We start from the raw sequence: 23,274 nt of genomic DNA, 5'->3' as shown, positions 1-23,274 counted from the left end.
AGAACACGAAGAACACGAAGAACACGAAGAACACGAAGAACACGAAGAACACGAAGAACACGAAGAACACGAAGAACACGAAGAACGATTTTTCGCCACAGATTTTCACAGATTGTTAGGATTATGTTCTATGCTCTATGTGTACTGGTGCGTTGGATTGGCAACCAGGATCATGCCCTCACCCCCAGCCCCTCTCCCACTGAACGCGGGCGAGGGGAGCACCGGTTTTTACCAACGTATTGTGCAAGAACCACGGGATGAAAGCCCCTCGCCCGCGCCACGGGAGAGGGGTTGGGGTGAGGGGATCATGCCGTGGTTAACCTCATGTACCAATACATCTATGTTCTTAAAACCTCATATCCAATAATCCTAAATCACCCGACCCTTGGCAATGGTCTGTTCCTCAGCGCGCAGCACAAATTTTGTGCCTTTTGGCAAGGCTGCGATGTGCTCAGCAATGCCATACAGATCGAGATGGCCGCGCACTGGCTGGCCAACTGTAACTGTTTGGCCTTCTTCAAGCATCAACAGGCGTTCTTTGCCATTCAATTTATAATTCTCACCCTCAAAGAGCGTGCCGTAGGTAAAACCCAAATATCCTTTCAGGCTTTCTTTGGCATTGACAATGCGTCTGACCTCAACGATTAAGTTCACGTCTATCGATCCGTAACTAGTTTTAAGCGGCTGAATGTCTTGGCCCGTGGCAAGAATTGCATTGTCTAGTTATGAAGTTGCTTGCCCATCATTCGCATAAATCTCATGAATAATCCACTCATGATACTGACTTAGCCGCTGATACATGGCGTTTAGTGGTTGATGCAGCATAGTTGAATTAAGGCTTGCTTCTATCGATAGATGTTTCTTCTGTCGCTTTTTAATCTGAATGAATGGAGTATTGCGTAAGACGGAGATTACGCCCTGATGCAAATCATAAGTATTTAAGTGTTTGCCATACAATAACGAGTAATATCGCGACGGATTATTAATCGGCGCTTGTAAAAACGTTACTTCAACCGGCAGATCATAATTCACTCGTTGGCGAGCAGATTGCTCTAAATTCAAAATTTGGGTTACATGGCCCGTCCCTTGATGTTGTGATCCTCGGCGAATCCAAAACTTTCTGCCAACCGCCATTTCTCCCAGTTGATAATGGGGGTTGAGAAATGCAAAATCGGCCAGAATTGCCCCACTTGGCAATAGCGTGCGATTGTGCTCTTCACTGAAGCGAATATCCCAGCCTTGATGAGAATCGGGACTAAAATGTAACTCGCCGTGAGTGAAGCCTAATGCCATGAGCAAAGCGCGCTCAGGGTCTTCGTGCTCGAAGATAATTTCAGCCTCAACGTCATACCTACCATCCATGCTCATCTTGCTCTCCTTGTGATTAAATTGGCATTATTCTAGCGTAGAAATTGGCTCACGAGCCAGTGCTACCATAATTCCGCAGCCCCAACAGCCAAACTTTATAGGCAATCGTGATGCAAACCAGCGCCACCAGCGGAGCCAGCCACGCCATCCAGCCAATCTCGTGGCCAAGTAAATAGCTAGCGGGATAATACGAGGCAAAGCCATATGGAATGAGCCACGTCAAGACCATGCCGATTGAGCGATGATAAAACGTCAGCGGATATTGAGCAAATTCATTGGTATGAAACACCACGTTGGTTACAGCAATCGAATCCATAATCCAAAATGAGGTTGCCGCAGTAATTAGATTTAGCGCAATGAAAATTACGCCACCGCTAATTACCATTAATATGATAAAACCAATGCTTGCTAGATTAATTGGCAATTGCAATTGCACCATTGCATAGCTGACTAAACTCAAACCAACAACAAAATCGCCAATTGCATCGTGACAAATTCGATCAGCTAATAAATGGAATAAGGGATTAATTGGCCGCACTAAAAAGCGATCAAATTGGCCAGGCCGAATATAATCGCGACCAACCACCCAAAGATTATCCGCAAAGAGATGATTAATCCCCTTGGATAAGGTCAATAAACCATAAATTAATAAAATTTGCTCGAATGTCCAGCCTTGGATGCTCGGAACTTGACGTAAAACCGCCCACAATGCAACAAGGCTTGCGCCTTGAAAGAGCAAGGTTGAAATCGAGCCAATGAAAAAATTAAGCCGATATTCCATCAAAATTTTGAAACGCTGGATAACAAAATACCAATAGAGTTTTGTATAACGGAGCATATTTAGCCGCCTTGTACAGTTATTTTGCGCACGCTGAAATTAAACATCAAGCGTGAAAGGATAAACATCACACTAAGCCAAGCCAATTGTTGGAGCCAAATGCTGCCAAGATTACTTAATGGAGTCATACCACTTAATATCGATACAGGAATTGAAACGCTTTGGGCAAATGGTAGCCATTTAGCAATCGTTTGTAATTGGGTTGGCAACATAGTTAGTGGTAAAAGCACGCCACTAAATAGCAGTAACACTGAACCACGGACAACTTGCAAGCCCCAAACCTCAGTTGAATAAAAAGCAATACAGCCAAAAATCCAATCGAAGCAAAATAAAATGCTACAGCCAAGCAATAACGAAATCAGAAAACTAAGCCAAACCAAGGGATCAGTTGGTAAACTAATCTTAAACACAAATAGTGCAAGGCTGCCAACCACAATTAATTGCTGTGCTAATGACACAAACGTGCGTGTTAGATGACCAATATAAATCCGTTCTTGAAAATCGACAGGCCGCAATAATTCGCTTGAAATTGTACCTTCGCGAATCCAAAAGCCAAATTCTTGGGTATAGCCCCATTGCACCAATGGCATAACAATGCGTGCCAAGATGATATAAGTTAGGGTTTGTTGCATATCTAAGCCAGCAATTGAATCACGTTCGCTATACAATGCTTTCCAAAATGAAATATAGGCAATTGTGAGTAAAACATGGGCACCAACTTGCGACCAAAACCAAAAATTATAGGCGAGGATTTCTTTAATATTCATCCCAACCACGCTACGGTAAGTCCGCAGCCGATAATAGAGTTTATCCACGAGCGCCAACCTCATTATAGGCAGTCGGATTCTGATATAAATGCTTAATAATGCTCTCTAAATCTGGCTCATTGAGCGTAAAATCGGCGACATCGAGCTGCTGCATCACAGCATTTGCAACTTGGCTGGCGCTAATTTGGCTACGATCAAAGCGCAATTCCAATATGTGCTCGCTCAGGCTCAATTGCTCGCAGGCTGGTGGCAAATTCACGCTTGTAATTGGGTGATTGGTTTCAAAGGTAATTGTGCGAAATTTGCCAAATTGCTGTTTAATTGCGTTCAATGGGCCGTCGTAGACTTTGCTGCCATTATCGATAATGATCACCCGCGAACAAAGTTGCTCAATATCGCCTAAATCGTGGGTTGTGAGCATCAGGGTTGTATTGTGGGTTTGGTTGTAATCTTTGATAAATTCGCGAATCCGCTGCTTAACCATCACATCGAGGCCAATGGTTGGCTCATCGAGATAGACAACTTGAGGTTCGTAGATGAAGGTTGCGGCTAATTCCGCGCGCATCTTCTGGCCCAGCGACATCGAGCGAATTGGCGTTTTTAATATTTCATCAAGCTCTAAAACCTCAGCAAAATGGCTAAGCAATTGTTTGTAGCGGCTTGGCTCAACTTCGTAAATATTGGCAACCAAATTGAGCGATTCGATTAGCGCTAAATCCCACCATAACTGGCTACGCTGGCCAAAGACTACGCCAATATTGCGCGCATTGGCCACCCGTTCACGCTGTGGATCGTGGCCCAAAACCGAAATCGAGCCAGTGGTTGGGTAGAGAATGCCAGTTAACATTTTAATTGTGGTCGATTTGCCAGCGCCATTAACCCCGATGTAGCCGACAATTTCGCCGGCATCAATTTGGAAATTTAAATCGTGGACAGCCACTTTTTCGCGATATTGGGGCCGAAAGAGGGCCTTAACTGCGCCTTTGACCCCGCCTTCTTTTTCAATCGTGCGATAGGTTTTGCCTAAATTACGAACATCAATAATCGGCACCGTGGACTCCTCTAGCTGGATTGGGTGGGTGAGTACGGTTCAGTTTAAGCCGCTTGTTGCAAAAGCTAGCCCATCGCATGATGGAGTGCTCCTCAGTCGCAAGGCGGATTCTTTGCACGCAACTTGCAATAGCCTGCTGTGAAGATTGTGATCTGAACGAAGGAGCAGACTCATGCATTTAAACGATACAGTGGCGTTGGTGACGGGTGCAGGTTCGGGCATTGGCAAGGCAGCCGCCTTACATTTAGCGGCGCATGGCGCTAAAGTCGCCGCGCTTGGCCGCACCGAAGATGAGCTAAACGAAACGGTTGAGGCGATTAAAAAAGCTGGTGGCGAAGCCTTAGGCATCATTGCCGATATTAGCGACCCTGATGACATGCAAAAAGCCGTTGAGCAAACCCTCAAACAATGGGGCAAGCTAAATTGTGTGTTTGCCAACGCTGGAATTAACGGCGTGTGGGCACCAATTGAGGAATTAAAGCTCGAAGAATGGCAAAAGACGATCGATATTAATTTAACTGGCACCTTCTTGACGATTCAAAAAACGGTGCCAGCGCTCAAAAAACAGGGCGGCTCGATTATTGTTACCTCGTCGATCAATGGCACACGTACCTTCAGCAATGCTGGCGCAACTGCCTATTCGACGACCAAAGCGGGCCAAGTTGCCATGAGCAAAATGTTGGCCTTGGAGCTTGGGCAATTCAATATTCGCGTCAATGTAATTTGCCCTGGCGCAATCGAAACCAGCATCGAAGAAAGCACCGAAAAACGGGCAATTGAACGGGTGCAAGTGCCCGCCGAATTTCCCGAGGGCGATATTCCCTTGACCCACGGCAAGCCTGGCACGTCCGAGCAAGTTGCCCAGTTGGTTGGCTTTTTGGCTTCCGATGCCTCAAGCCATATCACCGGCACCGAAATCTGGATCGACGGCGGTCAATCGCTCTTGCGTGGCTAGTTGAAGTTCCCTCGCCCGCCACCTAGAGCGGGCGAGGGATTTCCAATCAAATTGCCTGCAATAAATATTGTTCGCTATTGTCTTCATTCGAGCGAAAAGCCCAAACTCGACCTGCCTCGACGTTGCCCGCCAGATAATCGAGCAAGGGCAGGCGGGTGCTTGGCCAGCGCAACGCTTGCACCATAGTCGGAATCTCGTGCAAATCAAACCATGCACATTCTTCGATCTCGTTATCGGGATCGTTGATCGCGATTTCGCCCTCGGTTGTGCCTTCGAAGGCGCAAAAAACCACAGTCTGGGCTTTGCCAACCAAATAGACTTGCGACATATAAGCTAAAGTGCTGGGTGCGGCAACCAAGCCTGTTTCTTCGCGCACCTCGCGGGCGAAGGCTTCGAGCCAATGCTCGCCAACCTCGACTTTGCCACCAGGAATGCTCCAATAACTCCCATTTTGGCCTTGTTGACGCACCAATAACACCTGATTTTCCCGCCGCAACAAGGCTAGCACAACATGCACAATTGGTTCCATTCAATGCCTCCGCATTTAGCGTAACGCCTGCCATAAGCCACGCAAGGAAAATTTGCTGCCGCGTAACAAAATCGTGGCCCGAAATAAACGCGCAGTTAGGCTGAGCGTCGCCACAACTGATAGGGCAAGCAACCCAATGCTTAAGCCAATTTGCCATGGCGGCACAACCGTCATAACCGAACGCAGCATCATTGTTGAGGGCGCGGTGAAGGGAATAATGCTGAGGATCAAGGCTAAAGTGCCGTTGGGCTTGCTCAGCAGCGAGGTGATAAACATCAATGGAATCATCGCTGGAACGCTAACCAAAATAATTAATTGCGATAATTCGCGCATCGATGGGCTAATTGCCCCAATCCCTGCGGTTAAGCTGGCATAAAACAAATAACCGAGTAGAAAAAAGATGCCGAGCAACAGCCATGTCAATGGCTCAATTTGCACTTGGTTGAGAGCTGCGCGAATTGCTTGGCCACGCAAAACCCCAACTGCAAGCATGGCCCAAAAGCCCAATTGAATAAAGGCCACAATGCCCAAGCCAACCATCTTGCCAGTCAAGAGTTCGCGCGGCGAGATGGAAGTGAGCAGCACTTCGAGCGTGCGATTCTCTTTCTCCTCCAAAATGCCTTGCATCAATAAACTAGCGCCCATAAAAATTGAAATATAAATTGCCATGGCAAAACCAATTGGCACCATCGAGCCAGCAAAATTTTGATTCAGATTGCCCGCAACCCGTACATTGTTGCCAATCGCTTCTGCTTTGCTCAGGCTAATTGGCTCGAATAAAAGTGGCACAAAATCGATATGTGGCGAGCGCAGTTGATTAACTGCCAACAAGGTGCGCAAGGCATTCGTATCAGCCTGATCAAAAATGCTGGCCGTGCGCGTGGTGCGAGTCACAATTCCCGATTGCTGATAATCGGCAGGAATCAGAAACAAACTTTCGATTTGCGCTTGGCGCAAGGCACTTTCAGCAGTGACTTGATCATCAAATTGCAGTACGATGGTTGGCGAAATAACTTCAAAGTGCTGGTTAATCACGTCCGCTTGATCAACGATGCCAATGCTGTGATCGCGATCATTATCGGGAATAAACAGGCTGGCGGTGGTTTGGCCCGATGGGTCGCCACCAAAGAGTTGGGCAAACAAATAGATTGCGCCAATCAGCAAAGGCACGCCCAAGGTTGACCAATAAAAATCTTTTTTGCGAATGTGATAGAGCAAATCGCGGCGGGCAACAAACCAAATCTTATCCACGTTGCGCCTCCGTTCGCTCAAGATGATTTTGGTGAACAACAAATGAACTGGTTTGAGGAAAGCGCCAAACCCCCAAAACCTTCCAAAGATCGTTGGTGGCTAGCGCCAGATTAACCGCACCCCATAAGGCGAGGTAGGCCGCAAGCGGCTCGATTACAAGGCCAAACAGCAACAGTACATTCAAGCCTAAGGGCGCTAGTAAATAGCCGATAACTTGACGACGAGAAAGTGGCTGCGTTGGACGAACGCGAGGATAGAGCAAGCGGCGTTGGAGTTTCCATGGCTGCTTTTGGCCAATTAAGCCAAGCACATGGCTCAGCGTATGCGCTAATGGCGCAATGATCAACATAATCACGATATCGATGATCAGCCATGCCTGAATCCCTTCAAAATCAAGTTTATGCGCGCTCGTATGCAGCATATAACGAATGCGCATAAACACGACCAAGCTGAAAAAACCAGCTAAACCACCAATCAAGAATGGTAAGCGCCCAGTTAATCCTTCAACGATGTTGGATTGAGGTTGCGTTTCGTTTGCCATGCTGATCCTCATGTCTCATCGACGCAGTGCCCAAAGCGACCATCCTACGTCATTTGAATAAATGCTAACGTATTATAATCAGTTCCTTGTAGAGTTTGCAGCCAAGCAAAAGCGCCGTTGGAAGCACGGCGCTTTGAGTAGAAGCATTGCGTTGGGTTAGCTTTGGTGCTTGGCGTGAGCTAAAATGCTTTGGACAGTGCGCCCAAAATAGCTCAACCAAAAGACAATCCCAATAAACTTGAGGCTATCTTCGGTAAAGGTGGCTAGCTCATGAAAGGGCATAATCACATCAAAAACAATCGATAAGCCCATAAATCCAGCGGCAATCAGAAACAAGCCATAATCTGTGCTTAACATTCGTGGCAAAAAATAATAAAGATAGGCGATTCCTAGGCCCAAGTAGCCGGCCAGCACCAAATTTTCGGGAATATGCAGATGCACCGGAAACACCCGTTCGTGGAGTAAAATAGCATCATCAAGGGTCAATAAACCAGATAAGAGTGCTGAGGCCGCTAAAAAACGCCGCTGCGGATGGCTCGGCTCAAGCAATAACAAGCCAACTGCACAAATGCCAGTTGCTGCCGACCAGAGCATCACACCCAAGGTTGAAAGAATGCCAACATAGAACGGCACTCCCGTAATATCGGCGGGGTCGCGGGTAAGCGTGCTCAACGGAATATGATCAAATTGACTAAAACTATACAGAATGAGCAACAAACAAACTACAAACAGGCTGATCCAGCCAATAATCCGGCGGCTTGCAGGATGCTGCTTCAGCGCAGCGCTATGCAGTTGTTGGTTGCCAAGCGCAAAAAATCGTGGCTTCATGCGGAAACCCTTTCTTGGTAGAGGTTGCGTTTGGCGGAATGTCGTATGAGTATACGCAATTGGCTCGTAACTGCCAAGGGTGAATTTACCACGCATGACTCAGGATTGAAAGCAGGTATTGCGCTGAAACTGGAATTATTGGCTCAAGATTGTTAAAAATAGCAACAAACCTTGCTGTAAGGAGTAACCCTTACAGCAAGGTTTGGTTAATGTTTTGGCCAGAGCAATGCACCTAAAGCTGCAAAAGCTGCCACAACGGTCACAAGCTGGGCAACATCGCGCCCAAGCACGACCAAAACCGTCACAGTGATACACATTATCATCATTGTAAGCATAAACATCAGCCGCAATGGCCGATTTTGTTGTTGTTGATCCGGTTGCTGACTCATGCGCAATACCTCCTTCATCCAGAACTTGTATTTGTGATAGAACACAAGTTCTGGTTTAACTATAGCGGATATTGCTGCTTGCTGTCAATCAACGACATTAAATAGTTTTAATTCTCTCATTTTTGCCACTTACTGAGCTGGTTGATCCCACACTCGATCAGCGTTTTTGCGCAATTTGGCGCGCACTGCTTCGACCAAATTGACGTTGGTAGTATCGGCCAATTGCAGCAAATAGAGCAAGACATCGGCTAACTCGCCCTGCCATTCAGCCTGATCAACAATTTCGTCGCGCCATTGCAGGTGTTCGAGCACTTCGGCGGCTTCGAGGGTCAGCGAAATAGCCAAATTGCGTGGCGTTTGCGGGCGTTTTGAATTCGCCTCGTACCAACCCTTCGAACGCACAAACTCATGCATCTCTGTGGTTAACGTTGCGATGCTGGCATCGCTTGGCTGCTGCAATTGAGCCAAGACCAACGCATCGTGATCGAAGGCCAATGGCGGCAGTTGCTCAAGGGCAAAAAATTGGGCCAAATCTGCATCGCCGCCAGCTTGCAAATTGCCCCCGCTGACCGTGGCTCGCAACCAAACCCCGAGCGGATACGGCGGCTCGCGATCAAGATTCGAATGCACAGCGATAACTTCGCCAATTTCTGCATGCAAGCCAGTTTCTTCAAGCACTTCGCGGGCGAGGCCTTGGCGCATTTCCTCATCGTGCTCAAGGTAGCCACATGGCAAACACCACAAGCCAGGCCGAAACGAGCCAGCCCGCCGCACCAGCAAGACCTCACCAAACTCGTTTTGGATGACGGCAGCAACCCCAGCTGGTGCACTATTAAACCAGACCCAGCCACAATCAGGGCAGCTCAAGCGTTCACGCCCGCCGCGCAAGCGAGGCTCCAACCGCTGGCGACACTGGAGACAATACATTACAAAACCCTCCATCACTAGGCTGGCCATAGAACTACTGCGCTAGCCCGATTGTCAATTTGCCAAATCCATGTATACTACAGCTTAACACATGGCAGCGTGGCCATATGACAGGGCAATGATCGCCTACTCCTCTATCCGGGGGGTGGGATTTTTTAATTCCGCCAACTCCGGACACACCACCCACACAAGGAGGCCCGTCATGGAAAATCGTTCGCTCGAAGAACGCCGCTGCCCCGATTGCGGTGCTCGATTGGAACTCGTTGATGATGGATCGTATCGCTGTGTTACCGACGAAAGTGTTTGGATGGCCTATGGTCCCAAGCTTTTGCTCAAGCCTGCCTTGGTTACTGCCTCACGCTTAGCACTCGATTTACCTTGGGAATCACAAAAGGTCGCTGCTTAAACCAAAAAGCCCATGGTTACGGCTGCGGGAGCAGAAACCATGGGCTTTGTTGTGCGCGCTTATTTGGGTGGCGTATAGCGCGCATAGCGTTCGAAAAACCAAATCCCAACACATGCAATCGTAATCAACAAGCCTGCCAAGGCATAGGCTTCCTGCACATCGGCTTTGCTCAACATTGTCGCGGTAATGCCACAGCCAACGCCAAGCATATAGCAAATCAACACAGCTTCGCGGCGTGAAGCACCAAGTGCCACCAATCGATGCGAAATATGGTCTTTGCCTGGCGTGTTGAATGGGTTTACTCGCCGCCGTAAGCGTGCCACAATCACCATCGTGGTATCAAAAATTGGCACCCCCAACACGACAATTGGAATCATCCACGTGACGATGATGCTGTTGCTGGGAAAGCGCAACTTGATGCCAAGCACCGCCAAAATAAAGCCCAAAAACAGGCTGCCAGTGTCGCCCATAAAGATTTTGGTGGGCACGAAATTGTGGCGCAAAAAGCCCATACACGCGCCCATCGTGGCTGCCGACAGCGCCGCCACCAAGACTTGGCCGTTCAAGACCGCAAGTTGCAAAAAGAATGCCGATGCTACCGCCGTCAAGCCTGCCGATAAGCCATCCATATTGTCGAGAAAATTAATTGCATTCGAAATACCCGCGACCCAGGCAATTGTGATGATGGCATTCAGCACTGGCGAGGCGAATAATTGCACTTGGATGCCCGCAAAGATCAGCACAAAACAGGCAATAATCTGGCCCAGTAATTTTAATGAGGCTGATAAACCCCATTTATCATCGAGCATGCCACAGGTAACTACAATCGTCGCGCCGCCCAAAATGGCCGCCAACTCGCGCAGAATAAATTGTTCATCCCAAATCAGCAGGGTAACCATAACCCCAGCATAAATTGCCAAGCCGCCAAGCAATGGCACTGGATTGGTATGGACTTTGCGCGCATTGGGTTGGTCGATAATGCCAACGGCAATTGCCAAGCGCCGAACCAGCGGTGTACTTACAATCGACATGGTGAGCGCCGAAAGAAAAATCAGGAAGATTTGGGCCAGCGAAACACTCATATAGTTTCTCTTGGTGAAAGTTAATATTGTTGAGTTGGGCGAAGATCCACCGTCCCCTCTCCTACTAAATGCAGGAGAGGGGGTTGGAGTTGATTGGACTCAGTTATTGTTGGCTTTGAAAAAAGCTGAGCAATTTCTCAAAGCCGGTTCTGGTATCAGCATAGGTGGTGTTGAAATTAGGGTCTTGCGCCCCCATTTTATCCATCTCAGCCAAAGCCAATTCAACTTGGGCCAAGCCAGCGTCATAGCGCTTGCTATCACTCAAGACTTGGGTATAAATCTGGCGATACGACATATCGCCTGGTTTGCTGGCGATTGCCCGCTCGAAGCCCGTTAGGAAGCTATCGAACGCCGCGGGATCGCTTTGCATCGAGGCAAAGGTTGCTTGAATGCGCTCGCTACGTTCAGCTGGCAATTCGGCTACGTCAACCAAACCGCTGTTGTTGAGCGCCCGTGGATCAAGCGCCAAGGCGTTGGCAAAGGCTTGCGCGGCATTTTGCAAATCGCCCTTGCGCCGATAGGCCTCGCCCAAGCGAATGAAGTTGATCGACCACAGCGGATCAAGCGTCGTCGCCTTGCTCAATTCGGCAATCGCTGTATCGTATTCTTGGCGATACAGATACAACATTGCCCATTGGCCAGTCAATTCCACATCCTGCGGCGCGATTGTATGTGCCTGTTTGTAGGCTTCGATTGCCGCATCGAGGTGCTTGCGCGCGCCTTCTGGGTCGCTTTGCTCGGTGTTGCGGAACCACGATGAATGCAAACGGCCTAAGTTGGCTGGGTGATCTTTGTTTTGTGGATTGAGCCGCTGAGCTTCTTCCAAGGCCAAGCGTGCATAATCCAAGACTTGCAACGGCCCAAATTTGGTCAGGAAATCGCGGGCAGTATTTTGCATGCCAGCAATGCTATATTCAGTTTTGGGCAAATCGTCCAGCTCTGCATTGGGCAGCGGGCGGCTATTCAGCACTTGGGCAATGGCCTGATTTTGATTTTCGCTTACCAACTTGTTTTGTTCAATGCTCAAATCGGTGGCCAAGGTCATCAAGGCCCGTCCATACATCAAGAAATAGAGATCTTCGTTGGGTGCATGCTCAACTGCATCTTGAATTGCCGCAAAGCCCAAGAGATGTTGATCGAGACCTTGACCTTGGTCGATAAATTGTTTGCCCTGCAAGTAGCGCATATCGGCAAAAATGTTATCGAGGTTGAGGAACCAAACCAACAACAAGACAATCGGCACAACCACTGCATACAAAATGCGGGCTGGAGCTGCGCCAGTTACGCCGCTACTGGTGCGGCCACGATTGCCACTTGTGCGGCGGGCATTTTGGGCTGCTTGGCGTTTGGTGCCAGCTTTGGCCGGCGCTGCTTCAGCCACTTCTTCGACTGTTGAGGTGGCAGCCACAACCGCAGGCTTGCTGCCAAGCTGGAAGGCTCCTGCTTGCGCACCAGCAACCACGCCAACCGCCATAATCACCCAAGTATACAGCAATGATGAAACAATCGGAATCCCAAACAGGGTTTCGACAAAATTGGCTGCCACTGCTGAAAGCGCGGTGATAATCAATAATTGCCAGCCAAAGCTAATTGGTTCATCCAAGGGCTTGGCATAGCCCAGCCATGTGGCGAGGCCAACTACCAGCAAGCCAACGCCGCCAGCAATCAACCCTAATTCTAGGCTCTTCAAAAAGACAGCGAAGAACAGCCCAATGCCCAGCATAAACACGGTTGTAATGCCGAGATTGACCAAGCGGGGAATGCGCAGCAAGCGCAGCATGAGAATCAAAAATGAACCAAACAAGAACAAATGGCTGAACAACCCAATTGCGCCTTTGGTCACCAATTCATCAAGCAAGGCTTGGTGCGAACGGTCGGGCGACGCACCACGCGATTCATAATTGGCCAAGCGCGGCGGGTAGAAGGGGTTGTAGGCCACAAACATCGATTCTGGCCCCCAGCCAATGACGGTGCGGAGTGGGTTGCTCAAGGCTAGGCCAACTGCGCCTTGGGTGTGTTCATCGCCCCGCCAAATCAGCACCCGCACCAAACCGGTGCCAGCATCAGTTTCTAGCAAGTTGCCTAAGCGGTTGATATAGCGGTTACTTTGGCGCAAGCCACTAAAACTGCTCGAATCAGCATTGAGCACCACCAAGAAGACTGCGCTTGCCAATGAAAGCACGACCCAAGCGCTGAGCGCTGCGCCAAAAAGCCGTTTGAAGCTGGTGCTGCGTAGCCCTTGCACTAAAAATAGTGTAAAGAACACAAACAGGCTGACAAACATGCCAATTTGTGGCCCACGGCTTTGGGTAAAGAAGATAATCACGACGGTGAAAATGCTGAGGCCAGCATATACCGCAGCGCTGAGCCATTGCACTACTGCATGCGGTGCGGCGGCAATCCGGCGTGGCAAGGCCACAACCAAGCCATAAAAGCCAAAATAGGCCGCCATCGCCAACAAGAACCAAGTGCGGAAGTTGCTGGCGCGATCTGCTGAAGCCATATCGAGGTTGTAGCAGGTTTTGCTAATCTGGCCTTGGCACTGATCGGCAGTTAAATAGCCGCCAATAACCAGGGCCAGCATGTAGAACAGAATCAAGCTGCCAGGTACATACAAGCGCCAATCATTGCGGCTGCGGGTGCTGGTTACCCACGAAATCAAGGGCAACGTGCTGCTGGTAACAATCACCGCCAGCGGAAAGATCCACCAATGGCCAATCCCAAGCAATGGCGCTTGAATCAAGGCTCCGAGCTTGAGCGTGGCATACAACAAGCTTAATTGACCAAGCGGCAGCAAGCCCAAGGTAACAAACCAAGCTGCATCTAAGCCAACCGAGCTTACACCCTCGGCTTCGCTGCGTTTGGTGGCCATCAAACTCGTAATCAAGCGATAGAGCATAAATGGCAGCGTCAGAATCAAATAGGCAGCCACAAAGATCGAGTTGCCCATGCTTGAGGCAACCCGTGCGGCAGTATCGCCAGCCCATGGCAAGGGGTCGCTGCGTTGATATTGGACCCAACCATAGCCCAACGTAGGCAAGGTTGTGGCCACAATCACCGTAATAATGCGCTCAAGTTGCTCGCGGCGGCGCACATGGGCCAGCATCGCCCCAAACACCACCACATACGAGAAGTTGGTGTAGAAGCCCTGAAGCCGATTATAGCCGCCGAAAAAGCTGGTAAAGACCAAGACCGAGGTCAATGTAGTAAAGAGAAAGACCCCAACATAGACGATAGCCGGAGCAACCAGCGGCGAGCGCCACCAATCACGCCAACGTGGCCACAAACGAAACACTTGGCCGCGCTCAAGCCAATTGATAATCCATGCACCGCCAAGGATCATCACGATGGAACGCAAGGCCACCGCTTTATCTGGCTCAAAGTGGCGGTCACTAAGCAAACTAAAATAGATCGGGATCATTGCTAAAGCCAGTAGCCAGCAGGCTTCCATTACCCGCCGCGACCACAGGCTGATCGTTGTCTCGCGTGAATCCAAGGCAGACTCCTTCAAAGGCATGGATATTATTGAATTATGAATTGCTGGTTGCCAGTTTGTAGTTGGCAGCACGTTCTAGCATGGCGCTTGCAGAGCGTCGGCTGGCTTCGCTCACTGGTGTTCCATCAAGCATCGCTGCTAATTCTTCGATGCGCTCTTGCTCGCTCAGTGGGTGCACAAAGGTTTGGGTTCGTTGATTGACAACTTGTTTGGCAATCGCAAAATGACAATCGCCAAAGGCTGCAACTTGAGGCAAGTGGGTAATACACAACACTTGATGGGCATCGCTAATGCCCCACAATTTTTCGCCGACCACATGGCCAGCCCGACCGCCAACGCCCACATCAACTTCATCAAAAACCAAGGTTGGTACGCTATCAACCGCCGAAAGAATCGATTTCATGGCCAATAGCAAGCGCGCCGATTCACCACCAGAGGCAATTTTGGCCAATGATTTGAGCGGCTCGCCAGGATTGGGGCTGAGTAAAAACTCAATCTGATCAATCCCCGTGCGATCAAAGGCCAAATGGCGCTCATTGATCAAAACGCCATGTGGGTCTGGTCGCTGCGAGAGTTGCACATGGAATTTAACATGCGGCATGGCCAAATCGGCCATGGCAGCGGCAATCCGTTCGGCCAATTCATCGCCTGCTTGGCGACGGCGGCTGCTCAGTTCAGCGGCTGCAAGCCCAATGCTGGCTAGCAGTTGTTGCTCTTGCTGCACCAATTCAGCAATATGCTCGGCGCTATAGTGCAATGTTTCAAGTTCTTCGCTGGCGTTGGTCAAGCGTTCGAGCAATTCGGCAGCATCGGCGGCGCGATATTTTTTGGCCAAATCGCGCAGCTCAGCCAAGCGATCTTCAATTATTTCCAGCCGGCCTGGCTCAAATTCCAAACGATCGCGATACGTCCGCACGCCCTCGATCACATCGTCGAGCCGATAGCGTACTTCGAGGGTTTGCTCGTTGAGCGCTGCCAAGCTTGGGTCAAGCCGCAACAGCTCGCTCAACACATTCGTCACATCATCAAGGCTATCGACAATCGAGCGGGTTGCAGTGCGACGCTCGCTCGCAGGCGTGCCAGTGCGCAGCAAACGATACATCGTATCGACCATGCCGGTAATTTTGGCGCTATTTTGCAACAAACTGCGCTCATTGGTTAATGTTGCTTCTTCGCCAGCAATCAGTTTGGCATTGGTCAATTCTTCGACCAAGAAGGTTAATTCTTCGATGCGATCGATACGGCGGGCTTCGGCGTTGCGCAAGGTTGTAATTTGGCTGCGCACTGCTTCGACCGCGATCACCTGTTGGCTCAGTTGCTCACGATCAGCAACCACACCTGCATAGCGATCGAGCATTTCGGCATGGGTGCGCACATTAAACAAGGTTTGGCTATCGTTTTGGCCGTGAATATCGACCAAACGCCCGCCAATTTCGCGCAGCACAGCGCTACTCACGGCACGACCATTAATCCTAGCGACGCTCCGGCCACTGGCTCCGTGAATTTCTCTGGTCAGAATAATCTGATCATCATCAGCACCATCAAGGCCATATTCCGCTAAAATTGGCAGAATATCTGGGCGATCGGCGAGCGTGAAAATGCCTTCAACGCGAGCTTGATTACTACCAGCACGCACGAAACTCGGATCGCTCCGTTCGCCACGTAACATGCCGAGGGCATCAATCATAATTGACTTACCGGCTCCGGTTTCACCAGTCAGCACATTAAATGCTGGGGTAAATTGTAAGCGTACTTGGTCAATAATTGCGAAATCGGCAATAAATAATTCTAGCAGCATAAACTCTCGTGTTTGCCCTAAAAAAACAGCCGTTTGCGAACGCGCCAACGGGCTGCATATAGATCAATTGTACCATATTCGCTTTGGATAGCCCATTTGATTCAATTGGCAAAGCGACCAGCTGCTGATTGGTTTGCTGGTCAGGATTGTGCTGTGGATATTTGAACTTGCTTTCTCTGGTACAATGCGAGGGTTGCAATTGGCCTGAGTGCTGGCAACACCATCCTTATTAATTAATGCATATTCGAGATTCGCTGATATGACTGATCAAGTACCACCATCACAGCCGCGCCAGCCGCAGCCATCGCAGGCCCGGCCCGAAGCAGCTCCGCCACAGGTTGCCGATGCGCAATTGCGCCAGTTGGTCGTTGCCTTAGATAATGCCAACGATCCCAACCACGAACGAGCAGAAGACGATTTGATTCGCTTGGGGGCGCAAGCAGTTCCCTTGCTGATCGAAGCGCTTGATCCAAAATATCCGTGGTTGCGGGCCTATCGAGCCGCCGAAGCCTTGGGCCAAATTGGCGATGGTCGGGCCAGCCGCCCCTTGAGCCAAGCACTCAATCACCCCAACAGCAACGTGCGTTGGGCTGCGGTGCGCGCTTTGGGCAAAGTTGGCGATGGTCGGGCCCTGCTGGCCTTGCGGCGGGTTGCCCGCGATGATCGCAGCCGCACCAGTTGGGGCGAGCCAGTTGCCGCCAGCGCTGCTGCCGCCTTGCGTGAGATGCAACGCAGTAGCACCATCCTGCGGCTTTCTGACCCAATTCGGATTGCGTTATTAGTTGCAGTAGCGTTTATTGCCTTATTTTGGGCCAATGAACGAATTACGACCGTGCGTGGCGCACTTAATCAATCAAATCATGCAGCGTGGGGCACGGCGGTTACGCCAATTTTGCCCACTGCAACTCCGGTTAGCGAAGATACCGCTGAGGGCGAAGACCCAGAAGATGATGAGGCTGAGGCAACGCCAACCGTGGATACTGCTGCTACGCCAACCGTGGCTCCAGCAACCGCTAGCGTAACCGCTCCAACCGCCAATGTGCGGCCTGCGCCAAATACCAATAACGACCCGATTGCCCAGCTCAAGGCTGGCGATAGCGTGCAAGTGCTTGGTCAATCAGGCGATTGGTATCAAATTCAGTTGCCCGATGGCACAGGCCGTGGCTGGGTTGCTGCAAGTGTGCTCAGTCCACCAAGCAGCCCTGTTCCAACCGTAACGAACTAAGAACATAGAACATAGAGTAGAGCATAGGGGATTGGGCTAGTAGTAGCTCGATCCTCTTTCTTTTAAGGACGAATTATGAAGGATGAGGGATGAAAGGCTCTTGACTATTGGCTTTGGGCGATGGGTTATTGTAAATATAATCAGGGAAATCTGGGCAAAAAAATAACTTCGTGATCTTAGCGTCCTTCGTGGTTCCGGTTCTTCGTGCTCTTCGTGTGCTTCGTGGATCAATCTGAGGCAAAAAATAACTTCGCGATCTTCGTGTCCTTCGCGGTTTCCATAACTGATCCCTAACCTCTGACCCCTGATCCCTCATTGTGGTTTCCGTAACTGATCCCTAGCCCCTGACCCCTCGTGGATCAAACGCTTGGTATAGGGTTTGCTATAGGTTTGGCAGATACGTGCTCGAATCGTAGAGCAAAGGAGTTATTGATTATGAATGAGCAAAAAGAACAACCATTATTGACTGCCGCACTGATTGCTGGTGGTGTGATTGGTGGGGTATTGGGCGCACGCAGCCGCCGCAATCATCCAACCAGCTTGGGCGAAAAAGTCGCCTTGCTCACCGAAAATCTCCGCGATCAAGTTGAACATCGGGCTGCCGATGCCAATAGCTATTTGCATAGCCTCAGCAAACAAGCCCGCAAAGAACTGAAACGCGAGCAAAAGAAATTGCGCAAAGCTGGCAAGAACGCCAATCAACGCTTGAATGCGAGCTTGGAAACTGGCCGCGATCAAGTTGAACATGCTGTTGACCAACTTGGCAAAAAAGCCGCTCAAGGTCGCGATAAAGGTAGTTCGTTGTTGAGCGCTGCAACTGCTGGCTTAGCTGCGGTTGCTACCGCCAGCCGCGATCGGGCCAACGATTTGGGCGACCAAACCAAAAGCCGTTTGGCCGATGTACGCGATCAAGCAGTTGATCAAGGTGAAACCTTAGCCGATAAAGCCAAAAATATCTTGAATGAAGTGCGCGATCGTTTGAGCAGCACCAGCGAAACCGTGCTTGAGCAAGCCGACGACTTGCGCCATCAGACGGTGAAAGCTGCAAGCAGCAAAAGCGCCGATGCCCGTAGCCGTTTGGCCGATGTGCGCGAACAGGCGATGGATCAAGGCGAAACCTTGGCTGATAAGGCTAAAACCATTTTGAATGAAGTACGCGATCGTTTGAGCAGCAGCAGCGAAACTGTACTTGAACAAGCAGACGATTTACGCCATCGCGCGGTTGATGTGGCGAGCAGCAAAGGCGCTGATGCTCGTGATCAAGCCAGCGATTTGGTGCAACGCTTGAGTGGCATTGTGCAAGAATTTTTGGCAACAACCAGCGAACGCGCTAAAGAAGCTCGTGAGCATGCGCCCGATGCCTTGCGTTCGGTTGCCCAAACCGTGAGCGCCAAGGCCCAAGATGTAAGCGCAACGGTTATTCCAGCAGTTGCAGGCGCAGCCTCGGTTGTTGGTGGCCGCGCCAAAGAAACGGCCTCAGTGGTTGGCGAACGGGCCAAGGATGTTGCAACTGTAGTTGGCGAGCGGGCCAAAGAAACCGCCTCGGTTGTTGGCGAGCGCGCTAAAGATGCTGCCTCGGTTGTTGGTGGCCGCGCCAAAGAAACTGCGCATATCGTTGGCGAAACGACCCAGCAAGCAGCCCAAACAATCGCCCATAAAACTGGTGAAGTAACCACCGAGGTTGGCCGCAAAGGCCGCCGCGCACGCACCGGCCTGCGCTCATTTATTTTGGGGATTGTGGCTGGTTTACTGACCACGCCTGCAACTGGCGAGCAAGTGCGCCGTGATTTACGCCAAAAACTCGAAGCTAACCTTAACCGCGTGCTTGGCTAATTTGCCAGCCTGATCAATTATTTTCTAAGCGCAAAAAAAGCCCCTGCAACCGTCATTGCAGGGGCTTTTGAATAGACTCGAAGCGCTAATTAGAAGTGCTGGACTTGGTGGCGGCGCACAACCATGCGGCGGCGACGAACCAACAAGAATATCCCACCACCAATTAATAAGGGAAACAGCAAGAAGCCGAATGGTGCACCGCGATGGCGTGGCCCGTGCTCGAAGCGTGAATCTGCAAAGCCGTTGGCTGGCATTGCGCTATGCATTTCAGCTTGGGCCTCATACATTTCAGCTTGCGCATCTTGCATTTCGGCGCGCAGGTTGGCCATTTCTTCGTGGAATTCGGCAGCATTATCTTGCCAATGTGAGTTTACAGCCTCGCTGATTTCTGCTTGAATATCACTCATCTCGGCCTGAAAATCAGCCATTCCTTCGTTAAATTCGACCTCGGGCTGGGCAAAATCTTCATGCATTTGAAAATGCATTGCTTGACGCACTTCGTACTCACGATAATCGTGGTCGCGGCCAAACAAGCCATTCCCAATGTTGCTGAAGAGGGCAATAATCCCTGCTCCAATCAATAGCAAGCCTAAAGTTCGTTTTGTCATGGTGTAGCCCCTTCGTGATGACACAGAATTGTCAATAGCTGTTCATCTGACGATAGGCTATAAAATTTTGTTGCAGCTTGATTTAGCGCATCTGCCAATTGCTACCTGCTGGTTGCTCCGAAGCGCTGGTGTAGGGAACGGCTCGCACAATAATCCGCTGATCGAAGGCATTGGGGCCAGTTGGCGGCCAACAGGTAATCAAGGTAATGGTTTCAGCAGGAGTTGGGTTCATATAGGCAGCATTGGTCAGGCGTTGTTCTGCCGAAATGCCAACTTCTTGCACACGCTCATTCGATTGCACCACATACAGATATTGCTGACCATTGCTATAGAGCACAATTTGGTCGCCTGGCTGGGTTTCAATCAAGCGATCAAACACGGGCGCCGAGCCGCCAACATGGCCCGCCAAGACGATATTACTTGCTTCGCCGGGGTTGGCGCTGCCTTGATGATGGCCAACGGCGTATTTTGCAACCTGCCATGTTGCCACGCCATCGATTAACTCCCAACCAACCTCGATCACCTTCTGATCAACCTCGATCCGTGGAATTTGAATCCGGCTGATGCTTGAATGTTCGCTTGGAACATTGGCATTAGGTTGGTCGCTGAGCGGATTGGCGTTTAATTGGGGGGCTTGAAAGGCGCCAAGTTCAGGCTCGGCAGTTGCAATGATGGGCGCAGCGATTGGCAGCGTGCTATCGCCGCGCGCTGCTTGTTGATTGTAAAAATCGTCGGCGTACATGCCGCCAACATACAACAACAAATACATGCCGCAAAAGAGCAAGCAATTGCCTAAAGTCCAGGCGATCGGATGTTGAGGTTGGGTTGTTTTTAGCATAAGCAATGTTCTATCGGTCAGGGTTCAATCAAAAAGGCATTCTGAGCAATGCACCCACAATGCCTTTAAACTTACAGCGTTACGCCCATTTCGGCGATGCGTGGGGTAACGAGGGCAGTGGCGTTGCTGCTTTGCAGGCGTTGGCTCAGATATTCAAGGTCGAGTTGTTGGCGCTTGATAATGCCTTCGCAATCGACAATATCGAAGCGTTGTTGGTCTGAACCACGATACAAAATTAATTTGTGGACCAAAATATCTTCGGGAGCCAAAAAGAGCACCCGTGAGCCAAGCAATGGCTTGCGTTGTAGGCGTTCGATCATTGGTTGATCGAGCACAAACGGGTAAACAGCACCATTTTGGCGAATCGTCAGATCCTCTTGCAGAATAATCCCACGCCATAAAATGCGCCCACCATCGTACTGCACTGCCTTTTGGCCTTGCTGCAACAAGCGGGCAATTTCGCTCAGCATGTTGGCTGGCACCACAATATCAATATCATTAATTGGGCGACGGCTGCCATAGAAGTGAGCTGCGGCTCCGCCATAAATGCCCCACGCCATTTGCGCACCGTCGAGTAGTTTTTGAACAACTGCCAAGTTTCCTGCAATCAGCGACATACTGCTTCCTCTTTTATTGATTAACGTGGATAACTGACCGATGTTGAGCCGCTTGCCAATCACTGCGGGCGAGCGTCATGTCGTAAAATTGTACCCACACCCCGTGACGGCCTTCCTTGATAAAGGGGGCGATGCGTTCGCGGGTGGCTTGATCGAGCGTTTGCATAAAACGCCAGCCAGCATCACGCCAATGATGACCATTATATTGGAAGCCGAGCCGCCGATAGCAGCGTACAGCTCGTTCGTTAACTGAAGCCACATCGAGCACCATGGTTTGAAAGCCAAGGGTGCTGAAAAATGCTTGGAGAAAGGCGGCTAAGCCTTCGGTGCCATAGCCTTGGCTCACATAGGGTGCGCCAATTGTAATCCCAAGCCGTGCCGAGCCACTAGCCGAATCAATGTTGCGTAACGTAATTCGCCCAACTAGGGTATTATCACGCAGAACAATCGCATAGGTTCGCCGGATGTCGTTCATCCAATCGCCGCCAACCGTCACCCGATCTGGTAAGTTCCAAATGCTGCTTAAAGGTTCGGTGAAAGGTGGCCAGCGATCCATGGTTTGGTAATCTACCCGTTGCCAGCGACGAATTATAAGTCGTGGTGCGGTCGCAATGATTGGATCATTCGTCATAGGCTGCCTGTTGCTGATAACCGTTTCCAGCATTTATTATAGCATGGTGATATGAAACGATTCTATATTGTTTTGGTACTAATTGGCCTGTTGTATGGGTGTGATTTGGCCCAGCAGCAACCAACCGCTGTGGTTATTCCGACCTTGGAGTTGCGGCCAACGCCAAGCTTCGTGGTGCGGGCCACCGCTCGTCCAACGCCGAGCAGCAATCCTGCGACGGTAACGCCGTTGCTCAAGCCAACCGCCAGCGCGACCACTGCACTTAGCCCTAGCGATCAATTGTTGGTGGCGGCGAATGGCGTTATTCGTGCTCAATTTGGCCCGCTTGCGCCAAGCCAACAATGGCTCATTACCCAATCGATTAGCCAAGATCAGTTTGAATTGCATGCGCCAGGTTTGAATTTTATCGAGCTTAGTCGTCGCTATCAAGGCCAAGCGCTGAGTTGGTCAAGTGATGGGGCTTTGCTTTTGTGGCGTTCGCAACAGGAGCCTGATCTGCTGCAAGCGATCGAGCCATTTAGTGGCCAAGCATTGCACGTGCTGACTTCGACCAATGGCTTGGTGCAAGCAGCCTTGATGACCCAAAGTGCCTTGTATTATGCAGCGGGTGATAACGACCTGCGGATTATGCAAGTTGGTGGTACGAGCAAAGAGCAAGTGATTATTCGCCTGCCCCAGCGGCAGTTGGTAGCTGGTGGCTTGCAACTTAGCCCTAATCGCGATCAACTGGCTTTGTTGGTGCAAGTGCGCGACCAAGCTGCTTTAGAGTTACACCTCTATAATCTGCAAACCAATCAAATTCAGCTGCTCGATCAAAGCCAGCGTGGCACGAGCATACCTAGAATGCTCTGGAACAAGCGCGGAGCCTTAGCCTATTATCTGGGCGATGATTTTCGGATCTACGAGCCAAGCCTGAATTCGATTCAAGCCACCAATTTGGGGGTCGAGCCATTGGTGTGGTATCGCGATGGGGTTTTGGTGCGGGCCTTGGATAGCAATAGTTTGGTCTATTGGTCGCCAACCCAGGTCTATCCAATTAATGATGCTGCTGGCCAACCACGCTTGGTTACTGATTTGCAGGCGTTGAATCAGACTGAGTTTTTACTGTTGCATGAAGGGGCAATTTGGCAGATTGAGCTTGAGCCATAAAGATTCCCTCACCCCCCAGCCCCCTCTCCCACGAAAACGCGGGCGAGGGGGAGCACCAATGTTCACCACCAATCATGCCAAACCCACACAACCAAAAGCCCCTCGCCCGTTGGACGGGAGAGGGGTTGGGGTGAGGGGATCTTAACA

24 protein-coding genes are annotated in these 23,274 nt (G+C 50.3%); 6 read left to right on the top strand and 18 right to left on the bottom strand.

Features of this window, described 5'->3' with window-relative positions:
- Positions 1-367 (top strand): hypothetical protein (locus ACFMKP_RS11435; protein WP_382291911.1); only part of this gene is annotated, 367 nt, incomplete at its 5' end.
- A gap of 2 nt (positions 368-369) precedes the next feature.
- Here ACFMKP_RS11435 and ACFMKP_RS11430 read toward each other — a convergent pair.
- The 5 genes from ACFMKP_RS11430 to ACFMKP_RS11410 all read right to left on the bottom strand — a co-directional run bounded on the left by ACFMKP_RS11430 (position 370) and on the right by ACFMKP_RS11410 (position 4,024).
- Positions 370-654, bottom strand: a complete 285-nt coding sequence (locus ACFMKP_RS11430; protein WP_382291909.1) for a hypothetical protein — start codon at positions 652-654, stop codon at positions 370-372.
- Between the two features lie 69 nt (positions 655-723).
- Complete coding sequence (locus tag ACFMKP_RS11425; protein WP_382291907.1) at positions 724-1,368, bottom strand: hypothetical protein; 645 nt, start codon at positions 1,366-1,368, stop codon at positions 724-726.
- A gap of 49 nt (positions 1,369-1,417) precedes the next feature.
- Positions 1,418-2,206, bottom strand: coding sequence for an ABC transporter permease (locus tag ACFMKP_RS11420; protein ID WP_382291905.1), 789 nt, complete (start codon positions 2,204-2,206; stop codon positions 1,418-1,420).
- 2 nt (positions 2,207-2,208) lie between these two features.
- Entirely contained in the window at positions 2,209-3,021 is an 813-nt protein-coding gene (locus ACFMKP_RS11415) for an ABC transporter permease (protein WP_382291903.1), read from the bottom strand.
- Positions 3,014-4,024, bottom strand: a complete 1,011-nt coding sequence (locus tag ACFMKP_RS11410) for an ATP-binding cassette domain-containing protein (protein WP_382291901.1) — start codon at positions 4,022-4,024, stop codon at positions 3,014-3,016. Before ACFMKP_RS11410 ends, ACFMKP_RS11415 begins: the two co-directional genes overlap by 8 nt.
- A gap of 172 nt (positions 4,025-4,196) precedes the next feature.
- On the opposite strand from ACFMKP_RS11410, the gene ACFMKP_RS11405 reads away from it, so the two are divergent.
- On the top strand, positions 4,197-4,979 hold the full coding sequence (locus ACFMKP_RS11405; protein ID WP_382291899.1) for an SDR family oxidoreductase: 783 nt from the start codon (positions 4,197-4,199) through the stop codon (positions 4,977-4,979).
- 46 nt (positions 4,980-5,025) lie between these two features.
- Here the strand turns inward: ACFMKP_RS11405 and ACFMKP_RS11400 are convergent, their stop codons facing one another.
- The 6 genes from ACFMKP_RS11400 to ACFMKP_RS11375 form a co-directional block, all read right to left on the bottom strand.
- Complete coding sequence (locus tag ACFMKP_RS11400) at positions 5,026-5,508, bottom strand: NUDIX hydrolase (RefSeq protein WP_204757495.1); 483 nt, start codon at positions 5,506-5,508, stop codon at positions 5,026-5,028.
- Positions 5,509-5,523: 15 nt separating this feature from the next.
- Positions 5,524-6,759 (bottom strand): ABC transporter permease, encoded by a 1,236-nt coding sequence (locus ACFMKP_RS11395; RefSeq protein ID WP_382291897.1) that lies wholly within the window; start codon positions 6,757-6,759, stop codon positions 5,524-5,526.
- Positions 6,752-7,300, bottom strand: coding sequence for a DUF3267 domain-containing protein (locus ACFMKP_RS11390; RefSeq protein ID WP_382291895.1), 549 nt, complete (start codon positions 7,298-7,300; stop codon positions 6,752-6,754). The genes ACFMKP_RS11395 and ACFMKP_RS11390 overlap by 8 nt, the downstream gene beginning before the upstream one ends.
- A gap of 156 nt (positions 7,301-7,456) precedes the next feature.
- Positions 7,457-8,128: a hypothetical protein gene (locus ACFMKP_RS11385; RefSeq protein ID WP_382291893.1), complete on the bottom strand. Its 672-nt coding sequence runs from the start codon at positions 8,126-8,128 to the stop codon at positions 7,457-7,459.
- A 206-nt stretch (positions 8,129-8,334) separates the two neighbouring features.
- Positions 8,335-8,517 (bottom strand): hypothetical protein, encoded by a 183-nt coding sequence (locus ACFMKP_RS11380; RefSeq protein ID WP_382291891.1) that lies wholly within the window; start codon positions 8,515-8,517, stop codon positions 8,335-8,337.
- Between the two features lie 129 nt (positions 8,518-8,646).
- The gene (locus tag ACFMKP_RS11375) at positions 8,647-9,444 is read right to left on the bottom strand and encodes an NUDIX domain-containing protein (RefSeq protein ID WP_382291889.1); all 798 of its coding nucleotides are present in this window, start codon (positions 9,442-9,444) and stop codon (positions 8,647-8,649) included.
- A gap of 202 nt (positions 9,445-9,646) precedes the next feature.
- Between ACFMKP_RS11375 and ACFMKP_RS11370 the strand changes: the two genes are divergently transcribed.
- A complete protein-coding gene (locus ACFMKP_RS11370; RefSeq protein WP_110518608.1) occupies positions 9,647-9,850 on the top strand; it encodes a hypothetical protein in 204 nt (67 codons plus the stop codon).
- A gap of 59 nt (positions 9,851-9,909) precedes the next feature.
- Here ACFMKP_RS11370 and ACFMKP_RS11365 read toward each other — a convergent pair whose 3' ends face one another.
- The 3 genes from ACFMKP_RS11365 to recN all read right to left on the bottom strand — a co-directional run bounded on the left by ACFMKP_RS11365 (position 9,910) and on the right by recN (position 16,226).
- Positions 9,910-10,932: an MraY family glycosyltransferase gene (locus ACFMKP_RS11365; protein ID WP_382291887.1), complete on the bottom strand. Its 1,023-nt coding sequence runs from the start codon at positions 10,930-10,932 to the stop codon at positions 9,910-9,912.
- Positions 10,933-11,035: 103 nt separating this feature from the next.
- Positions 11,036-14,428, bottom strand: a complete 3,393-nt coding sequence (locus ACFMKP_RS11360; protein ID WP_382291885.1) for a hypothetical protein — start codon at positions 14,426-14,428, stop codon at positions 11,036-11,038.
- 34 nt (positions 14,429-14,462) lie between these two features.
- The gene (gene recN, locus ACFMKP_RS11355; RefSeq protein WP_382291883.1) at positions 14,463-16,226 is read right to left on the bottom strand and encodes a DNA repair protein RecN; all 1,764 of its coding nucleotides are present in this window, start codon (positions 16,224-16,226) and stop codon (positions 14,463-14,465) included.
- A 259-nt stretch (positions 16,227-16,485) separates the two neighbouring features.
- Between recN and ACFMKP_RS11350 the strand changes: the two genes are divergently transcribed.
- Positions 16,486-17,451, top strand: a complete 966-nt coding sequence (locus tag ACFMKP_RS11350; RefSeq protein WP_204757487.1) for an SH3 domain-containing protein — start codon at positions 16,486-16,488, stop codon at positions 17,449-17,451.
- A gap of 435 nt (positions 17,452-17,886) precedes the next feature.
- Positions 17,887-19,284 (top strand): hypothetical protein, encoded by a 1,398-nt coding sequence (locus ACFMKP_RS11345; protein ID WP_382291881.1) that lies wholly within the window; start codon positions 17,887-17,889, stop codon positions 19,282-19,284.
- An 89-nt stretch (positions 19,285-19,373) separates the two neighbouring features.
- Here ACFMKP_RS11345 and ACFMKP_RS11340 read toward each other — a convergent pair whose 3' ends face one another.
- The 4 genes from ACFMKP_RS11340 to ACFMKP_RS11325 all read right to left on the bottom strand — a co-directional run bounded on the left by ACFMKP_RS11340 (position 19,374) and on the right by ACFMKP_RS11325 (position 21,978).
- Positions 19,374-19,892: a hypothetical protein gene (locus ACFMKP_RS11340; protein WP_382291880.1), complete on the bottom strand. Its 519-nt coding sequence runs from the start codon at positions 19,890-19,892 to the stop codon at positions 19,374-19,376.
- Positions 19,893-19,974: 82 nt separating this feature from the next.
- Positions 19,975-20,730, bottom strand: a complete 756-nt coding sequence (locus ACFMKP_RS11335; RefSeq protein ID WP_382291878.1) for a sortase — start codon at positions 20,728-20,730, stop codon at positions 19,975-19,977.
- A gap of 71 nt (positions 20,731-20,801) precedes the next feature.
- On the bottom strand, positions 20,802-21,347 hold the full coding sequence (locus tag ACFMKP_RS11330; protein ID WP_382291876.1) for a hypothetical protein: 546 nt from the start codon (positions 21,345-21,347) through the stop codon (positions 20,802-20,804).
- A 13-nt stretch (positions 21,348-21,360) separates the two neighbouring features.
- Positions 21,361-21,978, bottom strand: coding sequence for a GNAT family N-acetyltransferase (locus ACFMKP_RS11325; protein WP_054536878.1), 618 nt, complete (start codon positions 21,976-21,978; stop codon positions 21,361-21,363).
- Between the two features lie 51 nt (positions 21,979-22,029).
- On the opposite strand from ACFMKP_RS11325, the gene ACFMKP_RS11320 reads away from it, so the two are divergent.
- Positions 22,030-23,127, top strand: coding sequence for a hypothetical protein (locus ACFMKP_RS11320; RefSeq protein ID WP_382291873.1), 1,098 nt, complete (start codon positions 22,030-22,032; stop codon positions 23,125-23,127).
- The last annotated feature ends 147 nt before the right edge of the window (positions 23,128-23,274 follow it).

This window comes from Herpetosiphon sp. NSE202 (genome assembly GCF_042688385.1).
Taxonomy (GTDB): domain Bacteria; phylum Chloroflexota; class Chloroflexia; order Chloroflexales; family Herpetosiphonaceae; genus Herpetosiphon.
Note: the sequence above shows the minus strand (reverse complement) of the source record. Positions and strands in the feature narration are given on the sequence as shown.

Coding starts and splice junctions, on each gene's coding strand:
- ACFMKP_RS11405 (WP_382291899.1), top strand. CDS start 4,197: ATGCATTTAAACGATACAGTGGCGTTGGTGACGGGTGCAGGTTCGGGC.
- ACFMKP_RS11380 (WP_382291891.1), bottom strand. CDS start 8,517: ATGAGTCAGCAACCGGATCAACAACAACAAAATCGGCCATTGCGGCTG.
- ACFMKP_RS11365 (WP_382291887.1), bottom strand. CDS start 10,932: ATGAGTGTTTCGCTGGCCCAAATCTTCCTGATTTTTCTTTCGGCGCTC.
- ACFMKP_RS11330 (WP_382291876.1), bottom strand. CDS start 21,347: ATGTCGCTGATTGCAGGAAACTTGGCAGTTGTTCAAAAACTACTCGAC.
- ACFMKP_RS11390 (WP_382291895.1), bottom strand. CDS start 7,300: ATGGCAAACGAAACGCAACCTCAATCCAACATCGTTGAAGGATTAACT.
- ACFMKP_RS11350 (WP_204757487.1), top strand. CDS start 16,486: ATGACTGATCAAGTACCACCATCACAGCCGCGCCAGCCGCAGCCATCG.
- ACFMKP_RS11325 (WP_054536878.1), bottom strand. CDS start 21,978: ATGACGAATGATCCAATCATTGCGACCGCACCACGACTTATAATTCGT.
- recN (WP_382291883.1), bottom strand. CDS start 16,226: ATGCTGCTAGAATTATTTATTGCCGATTTCGCAATTATTGACCAAGTA.
- ACFMKP_RS11340 (WP_382291880.1), bottom strand. CDS start 19,892: ATGACAAAACGAACTTTAGGCTTGCTATTGATTGGAGCAGGGATTATT.
- ACFMKP_RS11335 (WP_382291878.1), bottom strand. CDS start 20,730: ATGCTAAAAACAACCCAACCTCAACATCCGATCGCCTGGACTTTAGGC.
- ACFMKP_RS11385 (WP_382291893.1), bottom strand. CDS start 8,128: ATGAAGCCACGATTTTTTGCGCTTGGCAACCAACAACTGCATAGCGCT.
- ACFMKP_RS11370 (WP_110518608.1), top strand. CDS start 9,647: ATGGAAAATCGTTCGCTCGAAGAACGCCGCTGCCCCGATTGCGGTGCT.
- ACFMKP_RS11400 (WP_204757495.1), bottom strand. CDS start 5,508: ATGGAACCAATTGTGCATGTTGTGCTAGCCTTGTTGCGGCGGGAAAAT.
- ACFMKP_RS11345 (WP_382291881.1), top strand. CDS start 17,887: ATGAATGAGCAAAAAGAACAACCATTATTGACTGCCGCACTGATTGCT.
- ACFMKP_RS11425 (WP_382291907.1), bottom strand. CDS start 1,368: ATGAGCATGGATGGTAGGTATGACGTTGAGGCTGAAATTATCTTCGAG.
- ACFMKP_RS11375 (WP_382291889.1), bottom strand. CDS start 9,444: ATGTATTGTCTCCAGTGTCGCCAGCGGTTGGAGCCTCGCTTGCGCGGC.
- ACFMKP_RS11420 (WP_382291905.1), bottom strand. CDS start 2,206: ATGCTCCGTTATACAAAACTCTATTGGTATTTTGTTATCCAGCGTTTC.
- ACFMKP_RS11320 (WP_382291873.1), top strand. CDS start 22,030: ATGAAACGATTCTATATTGTTTTGGTACTAATTGGCCTGTTGTATGGG.